Annotated in this window: 27 protein-coding genes; all 27 read left to right on the forward strand. The window is 63.4% G+C overall.

Annotated features, from left to right (window positions below):
• The first annotated feature begins 15 nt into the window (after positions 1 to 15).
• Positions 16 to 729 (forward strand): 50S ribosomal protein L3, encoded by a 714-nt coding sequence (rplC, locus tag ACVJ5M_RS20240; protein WP_063982578.1) that lies wholly within the window; start codon positions 16 to 18, stop codon positions 727 to 729.
• Between the two features lies 1 nt (position 730).
• The gene (gene rplD, locus ACVJ5M_RS20245; RefSeq protein WP_011088150.1) at positions 731 to 1,351 is read left to right on the forward strand and encodes a 50S ribosomal protein L4; all 621 of its coding nucleotides are present in this window, start codon (positions 731 to 733) and stop codon (positions 1,349 to 1,351) included.
• On the forward strand, positions 1,348 to 1,650 hold the full coding sequence (locus ACVJ5M_RS20250) for a 50S ribosomal protein L23 (RefSeq protein WP_007603019.1): 303 nt from the start codon (positions 1,348 to 1,350) through the stop codon (positions 1,648 to 1,650). The genes rplD and ACVJ5M_RS20250 overlap by 4 nt, the downstream gene beginning before the upstream one ends.
• Positions 1,651 to 1,662: 12 nt before the next feature.
• Positions 1,663 to 2,496 carry a 50S ribosomal protein L2 gene (rplB, locus tag ACVJ5M_RS20255; RefSeq protein WP_028152985.1) on the forward strand — a complete coding sequence of 278 codons (834 nt, stop codon included), beginning with the start codon at positions 1,663 to 1,665 and terminating at the stop codon, positions 2,494 to 2,496.
• Positions 2,497 to 2,508: 12 nt separating this feature from the next.
• On the forward strand, positions 2,509 to 2,787 hold the full coding sequence (rpsS, locus tag ACVJ5M_RS20260) for a 30S ribosomal protein S19 (RefSeq protein ID WP_008136357.1): 279 nt from the start codon (positions 2,509 to 2,511) through the stop codon (positions 2,785 to 2,787).
• 10 nt (positions 2,788 to 2,797) lie between these two features.
• On the forward strand, positions 2,798 to 3,187 hold the full coding sequence (gene rplV / locus ACVJ5M_RS20265) for a 50S ribosomal protein L22 (RefSeq protein ID WP_011088147.1): 390 nt from the start codon (positions 2,798 to 2,800) through the stop codon (positions 3,185 to 3,187).
• Positions 3,188 to 3,205: 18 nt separating this feature from the next.
• Complete coding sequence (gene rpsC, locus ACVJ5M_RS20270; RefSeq protein WP_063982580.1) at positions 3,206 to 3,931, forward strand: 30S ribosomal protein S3; 726 nt, start codon at positions 3,206 to 3,208, stop codon at positions 3,929 to 3,931.
• A 32-nt stretch (positions 3,932 to 3,963) separates the two neighbouring features.
• Positions 3,964 to 4,377: a 50S ribosomal protein L16 gene (rplP, locus tag ACVJ5M_RS20275; RefSeq protein WP_063982581.1), complete on the forward strand. Its 414-nt coding sequence runs from the start codon at positions 3,964 to 3,966 to the stop codon at positions 4,375 to 4,377.
• A 5-nt stretch (positions 4,378 to 4,382) separates the two neighbouring features.
• Positions 4,383 to 4,589: a 50S ribosomal protein L29 gene (rpmC, locus tag ACVJ5M_RS20280; RefSeq protein ID WP_063986292.1), complete on the forward strand. Its 207-nt coding sequence runs from the start codon at positions 4,383 to 4,385 to the stop codon at positions 4,587 to 4,589.
• Positions 4,590 to 4,602: 13 nt separating this feature from the next.
• On the forward strand, positions 4,603 to 4,851 hold the full coding sequence (gene rpsQ / locus ACVJ5M_RS20285) for a 30S ribosomal protein S17 (protein ID WP_063982582.1): 249 nt from the start codon (positions 4,603 to 4,605) through the stop codon (positions 4,849 to 4,851).
• An 84-nt stretch (positions 4,852 to 4,935) separates the two neighbouring features.
• Positions 4,936 to 5,304, forward strand: a complete 369-nt coding sequence (gene rplN, locus ACVJ5M_RS20290; protein WP_007603030.1) for a 50S ribosomal protein L14 — start codon at positions 4,936 to 4,938, stop codon at positions 5,302 to 5,304.
• Positions 5,304 to 5,618, forward strand: a complete 315-nt coding sequence (gene rplX, locus ACVJ5M_RS20295) for a 50S ribosomal protein L24 (protein WP_063982583.1) — start codon at positions 5,304 to 5,306, stop codon at positions 5,616 to 5,618. Before rplN ends, rplX begins: the two co-directional genes overlap by 1 nt.
• On the forward strand, positions 5,611 to 6,168 hold the full coding sequence (gene rplE / locus ACVJ5M_RS20300; RefSeq protein WP_063982584.1) for a 50S ribosomal protein L5: 558 nt from the start codon (positions 5,611 to 5,613) through the stop codon (positions 6,166 to 6,168). Before rplX ends, rplE begins: the two co-directional genes overlap by 8 nt.
• Positions 6,169 to 6,214: 46 nt before the next feature.
• Entirely contained in the window at positions 6,215 to 6,520 is a 306-nt protein-coding gene (rpsN, locus tag ACVJ5M_RS20305) for a 30S ribosomal protein S14 (protein WP_063982585.1), read from the forward strand.
• 14 nt (positions 6,521 to 6,534) lie between these two features.
• Entirely contained in the window at positions 6,535 to 6,933 is a 399-nt protein-coding gene (rpsH, locus tag ACVJ5M_RS20310; RefSeq protein ID WP_008136338.1) for a 30S ribosomal protein S8, read from the forward strand.
• A 16-nt stretch (positions 6,934 to 6,949) separates the two neighbouring features.
• Entirely contained in the window at positions 6,950 to 7,483 is a 534-nt protein-coding gene (rplF, locus tag ACVJ5M_RS20315; RefSeq protein ID WP_063982587.1) for a 50S ribosomal protein L6, read from the forward strand.
• A gap of 11 nt (positions 7,484 to 7,494) precedes the next feature.
• A complete protein-coding gene (rplR, locus tag ACVJ5M_RS20320) occupies positions 7,495 to 7,857 on the forward strand; it encodes a 50S ribosomal protein L18 (protein WP_007603036.1) in 363 nt (120 codons plus the stop codon).
• A gap of 44 nt (positions 7,858 to 7,901) precedes the next feature.
• The gene (rpsE, locus tag ACVJ5M_RS20325; RefSeq protein ID WP_028152981.1) at positions 7,902 to 8,492 is read left to right on the forward strand and encodes a 30S ribosomal protein S5; all 591 of its coding nucleotides are present in this window, start codon (positions 7,902 to 7,904) and stop codon (positions 8,490 to 8,492) included.
• 25 nt (positions 8,493 to 8,517) lie between these two features.
• Positions 8,518 to 8,712: a 50S ribosomal protein L30 gene (gene rpmD, locus ACVJ5M_RS20330; RefSeq protein ID WP_011088137.1), complete on the forward strand. Its 195-nt coding sequence runs from the start codon at positions 8,518 to 8,520 to the stop codon at positions 8,710 to 8,712.
• Positions 8,713 to 8,787: 75 nt separating this feature from the next.
• On the forward strand, positions 8,788 to 9,273 hold the full coding sequence (gene rplO / locus ACVJ5M_RS20335; protein ID WP_014494508.1) for a 50S ribosomal protein L15: 486 nt from the start codon (positions 8,788 to 8,790) through the stop codon (positions 9,271 to 9,273).
• Positions 9,274 to 9,421: 148 nt separating this feature from the next.
• A complete protein-coding gene (gene secY, locus ACVJ5M_RS20340; protein WP_071912844.1) occupies positions 9,422 to 10,753 on the forward strand; it encodes a preprotein translocase subunit SecY in 1,332 nt (443 codons plus the stop codon).
• A 276-nt stretch (positions 10,754 to 11,029) separates the two neighbouring features.
• Positions 11,030 to 11,899 carry an adenylate kinase gene (locus tag ACVJ5M_RS20345; protein WP_354099935.1) on the forward strand — a complete coding sequence of 290 codons (870 nt, stop codon included), beginning with the start codon at positions 11,030 to 11,032 and terminating at the stop codon, positions 11,897 to 11,899.
• Between the two features lie 187 nt (positions 11,900 to 12,086).
• Positions 12,087 to 12,455, forward strand: coding sequence for a 30S ribosomal protein S13 (gene rpsM, locus ACVJ5M_RS20350; RefSeq protein ID WP_014494511.1), 369 nt, complete (start codon positions 12,087 to 12,089; stop codon positions 12,453 to 12,455).
• Positions 12,456 to 12,578: 123 nt separating this feature from the next.
• Positions 12,579 to 12,968, forward strand: a complete 390-nt coding sequence (gene rpsK, locus ACVJ5M_RS20355) for a 30S ribosomal protein S11 (protein WP_007603045.1) — start codon at positions 12,579 to 12,581, stop codon at positions 12,966 to 12,968.
• 112 nt (positions 12,969 to 13,080) lie between these two features.
• Positions 13,081 to 14,112 (forward strand): DNA-directed RNA polymerase subunit alpha, encoded by a 1,032-nt coding sequence (locus ACVJ5M_RS20360; RefSeq protein WP_038942308.1) that lies wholly within the window; start codon positions 13,081 to 13,083, stop codon positions 14,110 to 14,112.
• A 163-nt stretch (positions 14,113 to 14,275) separates the two neighbouring features.
• A complete protein-coding gene (gene rplQ / locus ACVJ5M_RS20365) occupies positions 14,276 to 14,692 on the forward strand; it encodes a 50S ribosomal protein L17 (protein ID WP_014494513.1) in 417 nt (138 codons plus the stop codon).
• 120 nt (positions 14,693 to 14,812) lie between these two features.
• The gene (locus ACVJ5M_RS20370; RefSeq protein WP_283016850.1) at positions 14,813 to 15,652 is read left to right on the forward strand and encodes a c-type cytochrome; all 840 of its coding nucleotides are present in this window, start codon (positions 14,813 to 14,815) and stop codon (positions 15,650 to 15,652) included.
• The last annotated feature ends 8 nt before the right edge of the window (positions 15,653 to 15,660 follow it).

Here is a 15,660-nt window from a genome sequence, read left to right on the forward strand (position 1 = left end):
ACAGGAAGCACGCCGATGCGCTCCGGAGTGATCGCACAAAAGGTCGGGATGACGCGGGTCTTTACAGAGGCCGGCGAACATATCCCCGTGACCGTGCTGAAGCTCGGCAATTGCCAGGTCGTAGGCCACCGCACTGAAGAGAAGAACGGTTACGTCGCGCTCCAGCTTGGTTCTGGCAGCCGCAAGACCGTGTACATGCCCAAGGCAGAGCGCGGCCAGTTCGCGGTCGCCAAGGTCGAGCCGAAGCGGCAGGTCGAGGAATTCCGCGTCTCCGCGGATGCCATGATCCCCGTGGGCGCCGAGATCCTTGCCGATCATTTCGTAGTCGGCCAGTTCGTCGACGTCACCGGCACCTCGGTCGGTAAGGGCTTCGCCGGCGGTATGAAGCGCTGGAACTTCGGCGGTCTGCGCGCCACCCACGGTGTGTCGGTCTCGCATCGTTCGATCGGTTCGACCGGTGGCCGTCAGGACCCCGGCAAGACCTGGAAGAACAAGAAGATGCCCGGCCACATGGGTGTCGACCGCATCACCACGCTCAACCTTCGAGTCGTTCAGCTCGATGTCGAGCGCGGCCTGATCCTCGTCGAAGGCGCCGTTCCCGGCTCCAAGGGCGGCTGGATCCGCGTGCGCGACGCTGTCAAGAAGCCGCTGCCGAAGGATGCTCCGAAGCCCGGCAAGTTCAAGGTTGCTGGCGAAGCGGACGCTGCTCCGGCTGCGCAGGAGGCGTGAGATGGAATTGAAGGTCACGACCCTCGAAGGTAAGGAAGCCGGCTCGGTCCAGCTTTCCGACGCCATTTTCGGCCTCGAGCCGCGCCAGGACATCATTGCGCGTTGCGTGCAGTGGCAGCTCAACAAGCGTCAGGCCGGCACTCACAAGGCCAAGGGCCGCGCCGAGATCTGGCGCACCGGCAAGAAGATGTACAAGCAGAAGGGCACCGGCGGTGCTCGTCACGGCTCGGCCCGCGTGCCGCAGTTCCGCGGCGGTGGCCGTGCCTTCGGTCCGGTGGTGCGTTCGCACGCCACCGATCTGCCGAAGAAGGTCCGCGCGCTTGCCCTCAAGCATGCGCTGTCGGCGAAGGCCAAGGACGGCGATCTGCTGGTGATCGACAAGGCCGCGCTGGAAGCCGCCAAGACCAAGGCGCTGCTCGGCCACTTCTCGGGCCTCGGTTTGACCAACGCGCTGATCATCGACGGCGCCGAGCTCAACAACGGCTTTGCCGCTGCGGCCCGCAACATCCCGAACATGGACGTGCTGCCGATCCAGGGCATCAACGTCTATGACATCCTGCGCCGTCAGAAGCTCGTTCTGACCAAGGCCGCCATCGATGCGCTGGAGGCGCGCTTCAAATGACGAAGAACATCGAGCCTCGCCACTACGACGTGATCTTGTCGCCGGTCGTGACCGAAAAGGCGACGATCGCCTCGGAGCACAACAAGGTCCTGTTCAAGGTGGCCGCGAAGGCGACCAAGCCGCAGATCAAGGAAGCGATCGAGAAGCTGTTCGACGTCAAGGTCAAGAGCGTCAACACGCTGGTCCGCAAGGGCAAGACCAAGATCTTCCGCGGCAATCTCGGCTCGCAGTCGAACAGCAAGCGCGCGATCGTGACCCTCGAAGAGGGCCACCGGATCGACGTGACCACCGGTCTGTAAGGTCGTACGACGATGGCACTGAAAAAATTCAATCCCACGACGCCGGGCCAGCGCCAGCTGGTCATGGTCGATCGTTCGGCCCTCTACAAGGGCAAGCCGGTCAAGGCGCTCACCGAAGGCAAGCACTCCTCGGGCGGTCGCAACAACACCGGTCGCATCACCGTGCGCTTCCGCGGCGGCGGTCACAAGCAGACGCTGCGCATCGTCGACTTCAAGCGCGACAAGGTCGATGCACCCGCGACGGTCGAGCGGCTGGAATACGATCCGAACCGCACTGCGTTCATCGCGCTGGTCAAGTACGAAGACGGCACCCAGGCCTATATCCTGGCGCCGCAGCGCCTTGCCGTCGGTGATTCCGTGGTTGCCGGCAACTATGTCGACGTGAAGCCGGGCAACGTCATGCCGCTCGGCAACATGCCGGTCGGCACGATCATCCACAACATCGAGGTCAAGATCGGGAAGGGCGGCCAGCTCGCTCGTTCCGCCGGCACCTACGCCCAGCTCGTCGGCCGCGACCACGACTACGTGATCATCCGCCTGAACTCGGGCGAGCAGCGCCTGGTGCACGGCCGTTGCCGCGGCACGATCGGCGCGGTGTCGAACCCGGATCACATGAACACCTCGATCGGCAAGGCCGGCCGCAATCGTTGGCTGGGCCGCAAGCCGCATAACCGCGGTGTCTCGATGAACCCGATCGACCATCCGCACGGCGGTGGTGAAGGTCGTACCTCGGGCGGTCGCCACCCGGTCACCCCGTGGGGCAAGCCGACCAAGGGCAAGAAGACCCGCAGCAACAAGTCGACCAACAAATTCATTCTCCTAAGCCGCCACAAGCGGAAGAAGTAAGGAACGCCGGACATGGTTCGTTCAGTCTGGAAAGGCCCGTTCGTCGAGGGTTCTCTGCTCAAGAAGGCAGATGCCGCCCGCGCGTCCGGCCGTCACGACGTCATCAAGATCTGGAGCCGTCGCTCGACGATCCTGCCGCAGTTCGTCGGCCTGACCTTCGGCGTCTACAACGGTCAGAAGCACGTACCGGTTGCCGTCAACGAGGAAATGGTCGGTCACAAGTTCGGCGAGTTCTCGCCGACCCGGACCTTCCATGGCCACTCCGGCGACAAGAAAGCCAAGAAGGCTTGAGGATTAAACGATGAGCAAACCTAAGCGCGAACGGAGCCTCGCCGAGAACGAGGCCAAGGCGGTCGCCCGGATGCTGCGGGTGAGCCCGCAGAAGCTCAACCTGGTCGCCCAGCTCATTCGCGGCCGGAAGGCGGCTGCTGCGCTCGCCGACCTGCAGTTTTCGCGCAAGCGGATCGCGGTTGACGTGAAGAAGTGCCTGGAATCGGCTATCGCCAATGCCGAGAACAACCACGACCTCGACGTCGACGATCTCGTCGTGGCGCAGGCCTTCGTCGGCAACGGCCTCGTGATGAAGCGCTTTGCCGCCCGCGGCCGTGGCCGCTCGGGCCGTGTCTACAAACCATTTTCGCAGCTGACGATCATTGTTCGTCAGGTCGAAGCCGAAGCAGCAGCGGCTTAAGGGTCGCAGGAGAAAACGATGGGTCAAAAGATCAATCCAATCGGTCTGCGTCTCGGCATCAACCGGACCTGGGATTCCCGCTGGTTCGCCGGCAAGCAGGAATACGGCAAGCTGCTGCACGAGGACGTCAAGATCCGCGAGATCCTGCACAAGGAGCTCAAGCAGGCGGCCGTCGCCCGCATCGTGATCGAGCGTCCGCACAAGAAGTGCCGCGTCACCATCCACTCGGCTCGTCCGGGCGTGGTGATCGGCAAGAAGGGCGCCGACATCGACAAGCTTCGCAAGAAGGTCGCGGACATCACCTCGTCCGACGTCGTCATCAACATCGTCGAGATCCGCAAGCCGGAGCTCGATGCGACGCTGGTGGCCGAGTCGATCGCGCAGCAGCTCGAGCGCCGCGTGGCGTTCCGCCGTGCCATGAAGCGCGCCGTGCAGTCGGCGATGCGTCTCGGCGCGGAAGGCATCCGCATCAACTGCTCGGGTCGCCTGGGCGGCGCGGAAATCGCGCGCATGGAGTGGTACCGCGAAGGTCGCGTGCCGCTGCACACGCTGCGCGCCGACATCGACTACGGCGTTGCGACCGCGTTCACGACCTTCGGCACCTGCGGTGTCAAGGTCTGGATCTTCAAGGGCGAGATCCTCGAGCACGATCCGATGGCCCAGGACAAGAGAATGGCCGAAGGCGAGACCGGCGGCGGTGGTGATCGCGGTGGCCGTGGGCGCCGTGACAACGCTGCGGCCTGACGCCAGCACAGAGAATTTGAGGGCTTGAAGCCATGATGCAACCTAAGAAAACGAAGTTCCGGAAGGCGCATAAGGGCCGCATCCACGGCGTTGCGTCTTCGGGTGCGACGTTGGCCTTTGGCCAGTTCGGCCTGAAGGCGACCGAGCCGGAGCGCGTTACCGCGCGCCAGATCGAAGCCGCTCGCCGCGCGCTGACCCGCCACATGAAGCGCGCCGGCCGCGTCTGGATCCGCGTGTTCCCCGATGTTCCGGTGTCGAAGAAGCCGGCCGAAGTCCGCATGGGCTCCGGCAAGGGTGCTCCGGAACTGTGGGTCGCGCGCGTCAAGCCCGGCCGGGTGCTGTTCGAGATCGACGGCGTCAACACCCAGACGGCGCGTGAAGCGCTGACCCTGGCGGCCGCCAAGCTGCCGATCAAGACGCGCTTCGTCGAGCGCATTGCGGAGTAATGGCCATGGCCCAGATGAAGATCGAAGACATCCGTGCATTGAGCCCTGATCAGCAGGATGACGCCATCCTGAATCTGAAGAAGGAGCGCTTCAACCTGCGCTTCCAGCGCGCCACCGGGCAGCTCGAGAACACCTCGCGCCTGCGCGAGGCTCGCCGTGACATCGCCCGCATCAAGACCGTCGCCGCGCAGAAGCGCGCGAAAGAGAAGTAAGGGGCTTACGAATATGCCGAAACGTACTTTGCAAGGCGTGGTCGTCAGCGACAAGACTGCCAAGACCGTTGTGGTGCGCGTCGATCGCCGCTTCACGCACCCGATCTACAAGAAGACGATCCGCCGTTCGAAGAACTACCACGCGCACGACGAGGACAACCAGTTCAAGCCGGGCGACATGGTGTGGATCGAGGAAACCAAGCCGATTTCGAAGTTGAAGCGCTGGATCGTGATCCGGGGCGAACACAAGAAAAGCGCCTGATCTGTTGGCTTTAGCCGACTGACTTCAGGAAAATGTTGAGCGCCGGCTGGGCTGGCGCAAGAGAGAAGAGGACGAGGTGCATCAATGATTCAGATGCAGACCAACCTCGACGTGGCCGACAATTCTGGCGCACGCCGTGTCATGTGTATCAAGGTGCTCGGAGGCTCCAAGCGCCGCTACGCCACGATCGGCGACATCATCGTCGTCTCGATCAAGGAAGCGATTCCGCGTGGCAAGGTGAAGAAGGGCGACGTGATGAAGGCCGTCGTAGTGCGCGTCCGCAAGGACATCCGCCGCGCCGACGGTTCGGTCATCCGCTTCGACCGCAACGCCGCCGTTCTGATCAACAACCAGTCCGAGCCGGTCGGCACCCGTATCTTCGGGCCCGTGCCGCGCGAGCTGCGCGCGAAGAACCACATGAAGATCATCTCTCTCGCGCCGGAGGTGCTGTGATGGCTGCGAAGATCCGCAAGGGCGACAAGGTCGTCGTGCTGACCGGTCGCGACAAGGGTCGCACCGGCGAAGTATTCGAGGTTCGCCCGGACGCCGGCACGGCGCTGGTGCGCGGTATCAACATGGTCAAGCGTCATCAGAAGCAGACGCAGGCCCAGGAGGGCGGCATCATCTCGAAGGAGTCGCCGATCCAACTGTCCAACATCGCGTTCGTCGGCAAGGATGGAAAGCCGACCCGCGTCGGATTCAAGATTCTGGCGGACGGCAAGAAGGTCCGCATCGCCAAGAGCTCGGGAGCTGAGATCGATGGCTGAGGTCGCTTACACGCCGCGCCTGCGCGCGGAATATGACGCGAAGATCCGGACGGAAATGACCGAGAAGTTCGGTTATGAGAACGTCATGCAGGTTCCGCGTCTGGACAAGGTCGTGCTGAACATGGGCGTTGGCGACTCCGTCAACGACCGTAAGAAGGCCGAGAACGCCGCCGCTGAATTGACGCTGATCGCCGGCCAGAAGGCGATCGTGACCTATTCGCGTATCGCGATCGCGACCTTCAAGCTGCGTGAGAACCAGCCGATCGGCTGCAAGGTCACGCTGCGCAAGGCCCGCATGTACGAGTTCATCGATCGCCTGGTGACGGTCGCGCTGCCGCGCGTCCGCGACTTCCGCGGCCTGAACCCGAAGAGCTTCGACGGCCGCGGCAACTACTCGCTCGGCCTCAAGGAACACATCATTTTCCCCGAGATCGACTTCGACAAGGTCACGGAAGCCCGCGGTATGGACATCACCGTCTGCACCACGGCCAAGACCGACGACGAGGCGAGGGCCTTGTTGACCGCTTTCAATTTCCCGTTCCGGCAGTGAGACGCTGACCTAAAGCCTCTCAAACGCGGATACCCAGGAGCCAAGCATGGCAAAGAAGAGTTCAGTCGAGAAGAACAACCGGCGCAAGCGGATGGCGAAGAACGCCGCCCCGAAGCGCGAGCGGTTGAAGGCGATCATCGCCGACAAGACGCTGCCGATGGAGGAGCGGTTCGCCGCCACCCTGAAGCTTGCGGAAATGCCGCGCAACTCGTCGGCGACCCGCATCCGTCTGCGTTGCGAGCTGTCGGGCCGTTCGCGCTCGAACTACCGCAAGACCAAACTGTCTCGCATCGCGATGCGCGACCTTGGCTCCAAGGGCATGGTCCCGGGCCTCGTGAAGTCCAGCTGGTAAGGAGGGTCGTTTAGATGTCTACGCACGATCCAATCAGCGATCTGATCACCCGTATCCGCAACGCGCAGATGCGCTCCAAGAGCAAGGTCTCGACGCCTGGTTCGAAGATGCGCGAGAATGTGCTCGAAGTGCTCAAGACCGAGGGCTACATCCGCGGTTACGCCACGCTCGAGCACTCCTCGGGCCGCAGTGAGATCGAGATCGAGCTGAAGTATTTCGACGGCGAGCCCGTCATCCGCGAGATCGAACGAGTCTCCAAGCCCGGGCGTCGTGTTTACGCCTCGGTGAAGGCTCTGCCGCGGGTCAACAACGGGCTCGGCATTTCGGTGTTGTCGACCCCGAAGGGGATCATGGCCGACCACAGCGCGCGCGAAGCGAATGTGGGCGGCGAAGTTCTCTTCACGGTGTTCTGAGAAGGATTGTTGATCCATGTCACGTGTTGGCAAAAGGCCTGTGGCGGTTCCGTCGGGTGTGACCGCGACCGTCGACGGGCAGACCGTCAAGATGAAGGGGCCCAAGGGCCAGCTTCAGTTCGTCGTCCATAACGACGTCGAGGTGAAGCTCGAGAACGGCCAGGTCAAGGTGAACCCGCGGGTCGAGACCAACCGCGCGCGGGCGCTGTACGGTACCGCTCGCGCCCAGGTCGCGAATCTGGTCGAAGGCGTCACCAAGGGTTTTGAGAAGAAGCTCGAAATCACCGGCGTCGGTTACCGCGCCGCGATGCAGGGCAAGAACCTGCAGCTCGCGCTCGGTTACAGCCACGACGTGGTCTACGCGATCCCGGAAGGGATCACGATCACCGTGCCGAAGCCGACTGAGATCACGGTGACCGGCAGCGACATCCAGCGTGTCGGCCAGGTCGCCGCCGAGATTCGCTCCTATCGTCCGCCGGAGCCCTACAAGGGCAAGGGCGTGAAGTATGTTGGCGAATTCATCTTCCGCAAGGAAGGCAAGAAGAAGTAACGGAGCCGGTCATGTCCAAAGCCAAGGTTACCAATGCCCGGCGCAAGCGGAGTGTGCGGCTGAAGCTGCGCCGCTCCGGTGGCGGTCGTCCGCGTCTGTCGGTGTTTCGCTCGTCCAAGCACATCTACGCCCAGGTCATCGACGACCTGAAGGGCGAGACGCTGGCCTCTGCCTCGTCGCTCGAGAAGTCGATGCGCGACGGCGGCAAGACCGGCGCCGACATCGATGCGGCGAAGGCGGTCGGCAAGCTGCTGGCCGAGCGCGCCGCCGAGAAGGGCGTCAAGGAAGTCGTGTTCGATCGCGGCAGCTACCTCTACCACGGGCGCGTCAAGGCACTGGCCGACGCTGCGCGTGAGAGCGGGCTGAGCTTCTAACAGAATTTGAGGATTGAGGCGCAAGCCTCTGAAGGATTGGAAAAATGGCAGAACGCGAACAACGTGGTGGACGCGATCAACGCGGCGGCGGCGGACGTGAACGCCGGGAGGAGCGCGACAGCGAGTTCGTCGACAAGCTCGTCCACATCAATCGCGTGGCAAAGGTCGTCAAGGGCGGCAAGCGCTTCGGTTTCGCAGCGCTGGTCGTGATCGGCGACCAGAAGGGCCGCGCCGGCTTCGGTCACGGCAAGGCGCGCGAAGTGCCTGAGGCGATCCGCAAGGCGACTGAATCCGCCAAGCGCAACCTGACCCGCGTGTCGCTGCGCGAGGGCCGTACGCTTCATCACGACATCGCCGGCCGTCATGGCGCGGGCCGTGTCTACCTGCGTGCTGCTCCGGCCGGTACCGGCATCATCGCCGGCGGCCCGATGCGCGCCGTGTTCGAGACGCTCGGCGTCCAGGACGTGGTCGCGAAGTCGATCGGCTCGTCGAACCCCTACAACATGGTTCGCGCAACCTTCGACGCGCTGAAGCATCAGGATTCGCCGCGTTCGGTCGCAGCCCGCCGCAATATCAAGGTGTCCACCCTCCAGTCCCGCCGTATCGGTGGTGACGCCGAGGCGGCTGCCGACTAACGGAAGCTTTTCGGAGTAGACTCCCATGGCCAAGGCAGCAAAGACGATCAAGCTCGAGCAGACCGGCAGCGCGATCCGCCGCCATCACTCGCAGCGTTCGACGCTGATCGGACTCAAGCTCAACAAGATCGGCCGCACCAGCGAACTGCCGGACACCCCGGCGGTTCGTGGCATGATCGAGAAGGTTCACCATCTCGTTCGCATCGTCGACGAGAAGTAAGCAAAGGCGCAGGATCCCGAAAAGCGGGCACCCGTTTTCGGTGAAGATCATGCGCAAGAAACAAGGAGCAGGGCGATGAAGCTCAGCGATATCGCCGACAACGCCGGCTCGCGCAAGAAGCGTATGCGCGTCGGCCGTGGCATTGGTTCGGGCAAAGGCAAGCAGTCCGGCCGCGGTGGCAAGGGCCAGACCGCGCGTTCGGGCGTGCGCATCAAGGGTTTCGAAGGCGGCCAGATGCCGATGCATCGCCGTCTGCCGAAGCGCGGCTTCAACAACATCTTCCGCGTCGAGTTCGCCGAGATCAATCTCGACCGGCTCCAGGAAGCGGTCGATGCCAAGAAGATCGACGCCGGCAGCGTCGTGAACGTCGAGGCCCTGGTGAAGGGCGGCGTGCTGCGCCGCGCCAAGGCCGGCGTGCGGCTGCTCGGCCGCGGCGAGCTCAAGTCCAAGCTCAACATCGAAGTGCACGGCGCCACGAAGACCGCGATCGCCGCGGTCGAGAAGGCGGGCGGCTCGGTGAAGATCCTCGCCCCTGCCAAGGAAGAAGGCGAGGCGGCGTAACAACTGCGTCATTGGCCCGCGGCTCGCGGGCCTTTACGCGTGTGGGACGTGGACTTATCGAAGCCGAGCCCCAGATAATGTCCGGCGTCCGCTAGAGTAGCCCGGCCGCGGGCATGACGGCGCAATAGGCGGCGGGAGAAAGTCCAAGATGGCCTCTGCAGCGGAACAACTGGCAGCCAATCTCAATTTCGGTGCGTTTGCCAAGGCTGACGAACTGAAGAAGCGCATCTGGTTCACTCTGGGTGCGCTGCTCGTTTATCGGCTCGGGACCTACATCCCGCTTCCCGGCATCGATCCCAACATCTGGGAACAGGTGTTCCGCTCCCAGGCGGGCGGCATCCTCGGCATGTTCAACATGTTCGCCGGCGGCGGTATCCACCGCATGGCGATCTTCGCGCTGAACATCATGCCGTATATCTCGGCCTCGATCATCATCCAGCTCCTCACCACCGTCTCGCCGCAGCTCGAGGCGCTGAAGAAGGAAGGTGAGTCCGGCCGCAAGCTGCTGAATCAGTACACCCGCTATCTCACGGTGATTCTGGCCGCGTTCCAGTCTTACGGCATCGCGGTGGGCCTCGAAGGCGCCGGCAACGTCGTCAGCGACCCCGGCATGTTCTTCCGCCTGTCCACGGCGATCACGCTGACCGGTGGCACCATGTTCCTGATGTGGCTGGGTGAGCAGATCACCTCGCGCGGCATCGGCAACGGCATCTCGCTGATCATTCTCGCCGGCATCGTCGCCGAGCTGCCTGCGGCGCTCGCCAACATGCTCGAGCTCGGCCGTCAGGGCGCGATGTCGACCGGCCTGATCCTGGTCGTCATCATCATGGCGGTCGCCGTGATCGCCTTCATCGTGTTCATGGAGCGCGCCCAGCGCCGGCTGCTGATCCAGTATCCGAAGCGCCAGGTCGGCAACAAGATGTTCGAGGGCCAGTCCTCGCATCTGCCGCTCAAGCTCAACACCTCGGGCGTGATCCCGCCGATCTTCGCGTCCTCGCTGCTGCTGCTGCCGACCACGGTTGCCAACTTCAACGCCGGCAGCGGGCCGGAATGGTTCCAGTGGATCACGACCCAGCTCGGCCACGGCCGTCCGCTGTTCCTGATCATGTATCTCGCGCTGATCGTGTTCTTCGCGTTCTTCTACACGGCGATCGTGTTCAACCCGACCGAGACCGCGGACAATCTGAAGAAGCATGGCGGCTTCATTCCAGGCATCCGCCCGGGCGAGCGCACCGCGGAATATATCGACTACGTGCTGTCGCGCATCACCGTGCTCGGCGCTGTTTATCTGGCGATCGTCTGCTTGATCCCGGAAATCCTGATCTCCTACGCCTCGGTGCCGTTCTACTTCGGCGGCACCTCGCTGCTGATCGTCGTCAGCGTCACCATGGACACGGTGGCGCAGGTGCAGGGCTATCTGCTGGCGCATCAGTATGAGGGCCTGATCCGGAAGTCGAAGCTGCGCGGCCGCCGCCGCTAAGCGCGGCGTTCTCCGAGGGCGACGCGACAGCGCCGCCGATTCGCCGCGCGAGCAGCGCGCGGCGCCCGCCGAGGCGACCAGTCAGCCATTCCAAGACATCGGCAGAGCTGCTCTCCCTGCGACGCAATCACTGATTTCAAAGGCCTTCTTGGCGTCCTGGCATTTGCTCCCCTATGATATGGGTAGCGGTGCGACGCCGATTATGATTTGCACTGTCATTGGACTTCAAACACAGGTGCGCGACGTATCGCTCACCAATCCGGGGGGCGTACGCCGATGAGAATTATACTTCTGGGACCGCCGGGGTCGGGCAAGGGGACCCAGGCGCAACTGCTGGTGCAGCGCTATGGCATCGTCCAGCTCTCGACCGGAGAGATGCTGCGCGCGGCCGTTGCGGCGGGAACGCCGGTCGGGCTGAAGGCCAAGGAGATCATGGCCAGCGGCGGCCTCGTGCCCGACGAGATCGTGGTGGGAATCATCTCCGACCGCATCGACCAGCCGGACGCCAAGAACGGTTTCATCCTCGACGGCTTCCCGCGCACCGTGCCGCAGGCCGAGGCGCTGGATGAGCTGCTCAAGCACAAGCATCTCAAGCTCGACGCCGTGGTCGAGCTCCGCGTCAACGAGAGCGCGCTGCTGAGTCGCGTCGAGACCCGCGTCGCCCAGATGCGGGAGCGCGGGGAGGAGGTCCGGGTCGACGACACCCCGGAGGTCCTGACCAAGCGGCTCGCCAGCTACCGCAGCCAGACGGAACCGCTGATTCACTACTATTCCGAGCGGCGGAAGCTCTCGACCATCGACGGCATGATGGCCATTGATGAGGTGACCCGCGCGATTCACCGCCAGCTCCTGGCCCTCGGGGCGGTCGAACCCAAGACGCATGGCAAGGCCCAAGCGCGCAGCGCGGCCAAGTCGGGGCCTGCCAAGAAGGGTACCAAGAAGGCCAAGGTAGCCAAAAAGCCGGCGAAAACGGCCAAAAAGGCTGCCAAATCCGCTAAAAAGGCCGCCAAGAAGGCCGTGAAGGGCGCCAAGAAGGCGGCCAAGAAAACGATCAAAAAGGCAGCCAAAACGACCGCCAAGAAGGCTGTCAAAAAAGGTGCCAAAAAGGCCGCAAAAAAGGTCACGAAAAAGCGAGCTAAGCGCTAGCAGCGGTTGACGAAAGCCCCCTGAATCCCCTAATAAGCCCCGCATCCAAGTCGGATAGTTTCAAACGATGCCGGGCCCCAGGAAGACCAGGGGTGGGCGTCGTGTTCGCGTTTGTGAACACCTGCCCGAGAAACCAAGCACTTAAAGCCTGATTCCTGACGAGGGATCGGCAACAGGAGAGAAGGCCGTGGCCCGTATTGCCGGCGTGAACATTCCGACCAACAAGCGCGTGCTGATCGCGCTCCAGTACATCCATGGCATCGGCCAGAAGATCGCTGGTGAGATCCTGGAGAAGGTGAAGATCCCCGAGGATCGTCGCGTCAACCAGCTCAGCGATGCCGAAGTGCTCCAGATCCGCGAAGTGATCGACCGCGACTATCTCGTCGAGGGCGACCTGCGTCGTGAGGTCGGCATCAACATCAAGCGTCTGATGGACCTCGGCTGCTATCGCGGCCTGCGTCATCGTCGTGGCCTGCCGGTGCGCGGTCAGCGTACCCACACCAATGCGCGTACGCGCAAGGGTCCGGCCAAGGCCATCGCCGGCAAGAAGAAGTAAGTTTTCGAATCCAATCGCGGCGTGTGGCGAACAGGGGACATCCCGTTCGCCACACGCCTTTCGTTCCACAGGTGTAGCCGCTGGCATTACGGCGGCGTTTGAGATCTTCAGGAAAGGTACTCTATGGGCAAGGAAGCCACCCGCGTTCGTCGTCGTGAGCGCAAGAACATCGCCTCCGGCGTCGCGCATGTGAACTCGTCGTTCAACAACACGACCATCACCATCACCGACGCGCAGGGCAACACGATTGCCTGGTCCTCTGCCGGCACGATGGGCTTCAAGGGTTCGCGCAAGTCGACCCCGTACGCCGCGCAGGTTGCCGCCGAGGACGTGTCGAAGAAGGCGCAGGAGCACGGCATGCGCACGCTCGAAGTCGAAGTCGCTGGTCCCGGTTCGGGCCGCGAGTCGGCGCTCCGTGCGCTTCAGGCCGCGGGCTTCACCGTCACCTCGATCCGCGACGTGACCACGATCCCGCACAACGGTTGCCGTCCCCGCAAGCGTCGGCGCGTTTGATACCAAGTTGCGGGCGCATTGGTCGCCCGCAATGACTTTTTGCAAAGCCGCGCGAATGATCCGCGGCCTTTCTCCAACGCCAGTGTCTGCACTAGCAGTTTGACTGGCCTGTATGGGTGAAACAGTGACGATCCAGAAAAATTGGCAAGAACTGATTCGGCCGAACAAGCTCCAGATCCAGCCCGGCAGCGATTCGACCCGTTTCGCGACCATCGTCGCCGAGCCGCTCGAGCGCGGCTTCGGCCAGACGCTCGGCAACGCGCTGCGCCGTATCCTGCTCTCCTCGCTCCAGGGCGCGGCGGTGCAGTCGGTGCACATCGACGGCGTGCTGCACGAGTTCTCCTCGATCGCTGGCGTCCGTGAAGACGTCACCGACATCGTGCTCAACATCAAGGACATCTCGATCAAGATGCAGGGCGAAGGCCCCAAGCGCATGGTCGTGAAGAAGCAGGGCCCGGGCGTCGTCACCGCCGGCGACATCCAGACCGTGGGCGACGTGGTCGTGCTCAACCCGGACCTCCAGATCTGCACGCTCGACGAGGGCGCCGAGATCCGCATGGAGTTCACGGTCGCCACCGGCAAGGGCTACGTGCCCGCCGAGCGCAACCGTCCCGAGGACGCGCCGATCGGACTGATCCCGGTCGACAGCCTGTACTCGCCGGTCCGCAAGGTCTCCTACAAGGTCGAGAACACCCGTGAGGGCCAGATCCTCGACTACGACAAGCTGACCATGACGATCGAGACCAACGGCGCGCTGACGCCGGATGACTCGGTGGCTTATGCCGCCCGCATCCTGCAGGATCAGCTCAACGTGTTCGTCAACTTCGAAGAGCCGCGCAAGGAAGTCGCCCAGGAGATCATCCCGGACCTCGCCTTCAACCCGGCCTTCCTCAAGAAGGTGGACGAGCTCGAGCTGTCGGTGCGTTCGGCCAACTGCTTGAAGAACGACAACATCGTCTACATCGGCGACCTCGTGCAGAAGAGCGAAGCGGAAATGCTCCGCACCCCGAACTTCGGCCGCAAGTCGCTGAACGAGATCAAGGAAGTGCTGGCCCAGATGGGTCTGCATCTCGGCATGGAAGTGCCGGGCTGGCCGCCGGAGAACATCGACGAGCTCGCCAAGCGCTTCGAGGATCACTACTGAGCGCAGCATGATCCCGGAAAAGTGCGAAGCGGTTTTCCGATAAGGATCATGCTCAAACAAGAAAGCGAAAGCGCAACGCGCTTTCGCGGGCGAACGCAGGCAGCCCACCTGAGCAACATGTCCGACGAACCGTCGCGGCAGTTTCAAACTAAGGAATAGTTACATGCGTCACGGCAAGGTTCATCGGAAGCTCAACCGCACGGCCGAGCATCGCCGCGCGATGTTCGCCAATATGTGCGCCGCGCTGATCAAGCACGAGCAGATCGTCACCACGCTGCCCAAGGCCAAGGAGCTCCGTCCGATCGTCGAGAAGCTCGTCACTCTCGGCAAGAAGGGCGGCCTGTCCATGCGTCGCCAGGCCATCTCCGAGATGCGCGACAAGGACCAGGTCAAGAAGCTGTTCGACGTGCTGGCGCCCCGCTACAAGGACCGTCAGGGCGGCTACACCCGCATCATCAAGGCCGGCTTCCGCTATGGCGACAACGCCGCGATGGCCGTGATCGAGTTCGTCGACCGTGACGTCGATGCCAAGGGCCAGGACTCCGGTCCGGTGCAGGAGAAGGAAGCCGAGGCGGCGTAAGCCGGCCGGTACCTCAGTTTTCAGAAAGCGGCGCCCCTGGGCGCCGCTTTTTTGTATGGCGCGGCGATATCTCATGCCGCGCATCGTCTGGTGAACGCGATTCCGGCCGGGGGGCTGTCGATGAGGATTGTGCTTGGGATCACGCTGGCGCTGTTGATGTCGCCGGCCTCTGGCGAGACGCTGGTCGAGCGCGGTGCCTATCTCGTCAACAGCGTGATGGTCTGCCACAACTGCCACACGCCGCGCGGGCCGCAGGGCCTCGATCTCTCGCGCGCGCTAGCGGGCGGCAGCCAGGTCTTCGATGAGCCTGCCTTCAAGGTCACCGGCTCCAACATCACGCCGGACAAGGACACCGGCATCGGCAACTGGAGCGATGCCGAGCTGAAGCGGTTTCTGGTCAGCGGTCACAGGCCGAACGGGACCAAGGTCGCGCCAATCATGCCGACCGCATTCTACACGGTGCTCACGGCCCGGGATCTCGATGCGCTTACCGCTTACCTGCGCTCAGTACCCGCAGTGCGCCACGAAACGCCGGCGCCGGAATACAGGATCGCGCTGAAGCCGGAAACGCCGACCTATGCCGGCAAGCAGGCGACCGAGGCCGAGCTCTCCGACAAGCTCGCGCGCGGCCGCTATCTCCTGACCATCGCCCATTGCCTGGAATGCCACACGCCGGAGGGCCCGTCCGCCGTGCATGATTTCGCGGGTGCGAGCGGCAAGGGTGGCCGCACGTTCAAGGGGCCGTGGGGCGAATCCATCTCCCCCAATATCACCGCCGATCCCGCGGCCGGCCTGGGCGGCTGGAGCGACGACGAAATCAAACGTGCGATTACGCAAGGCATCGCGCGCGACGGCCACAAGCTCAAGCCGCCGATGGCCTATGCTGCCTATGCCAGCATGACGGCCCAGGATCTCGATGCCATCGTCGCGTTTCTCAGGACGCTACCGCCGCGGCAATAGTGCCGTAG

It is taken from the genome of Bradyrhizobium sp. S3.7.6 (assembly GCF_054061875.1).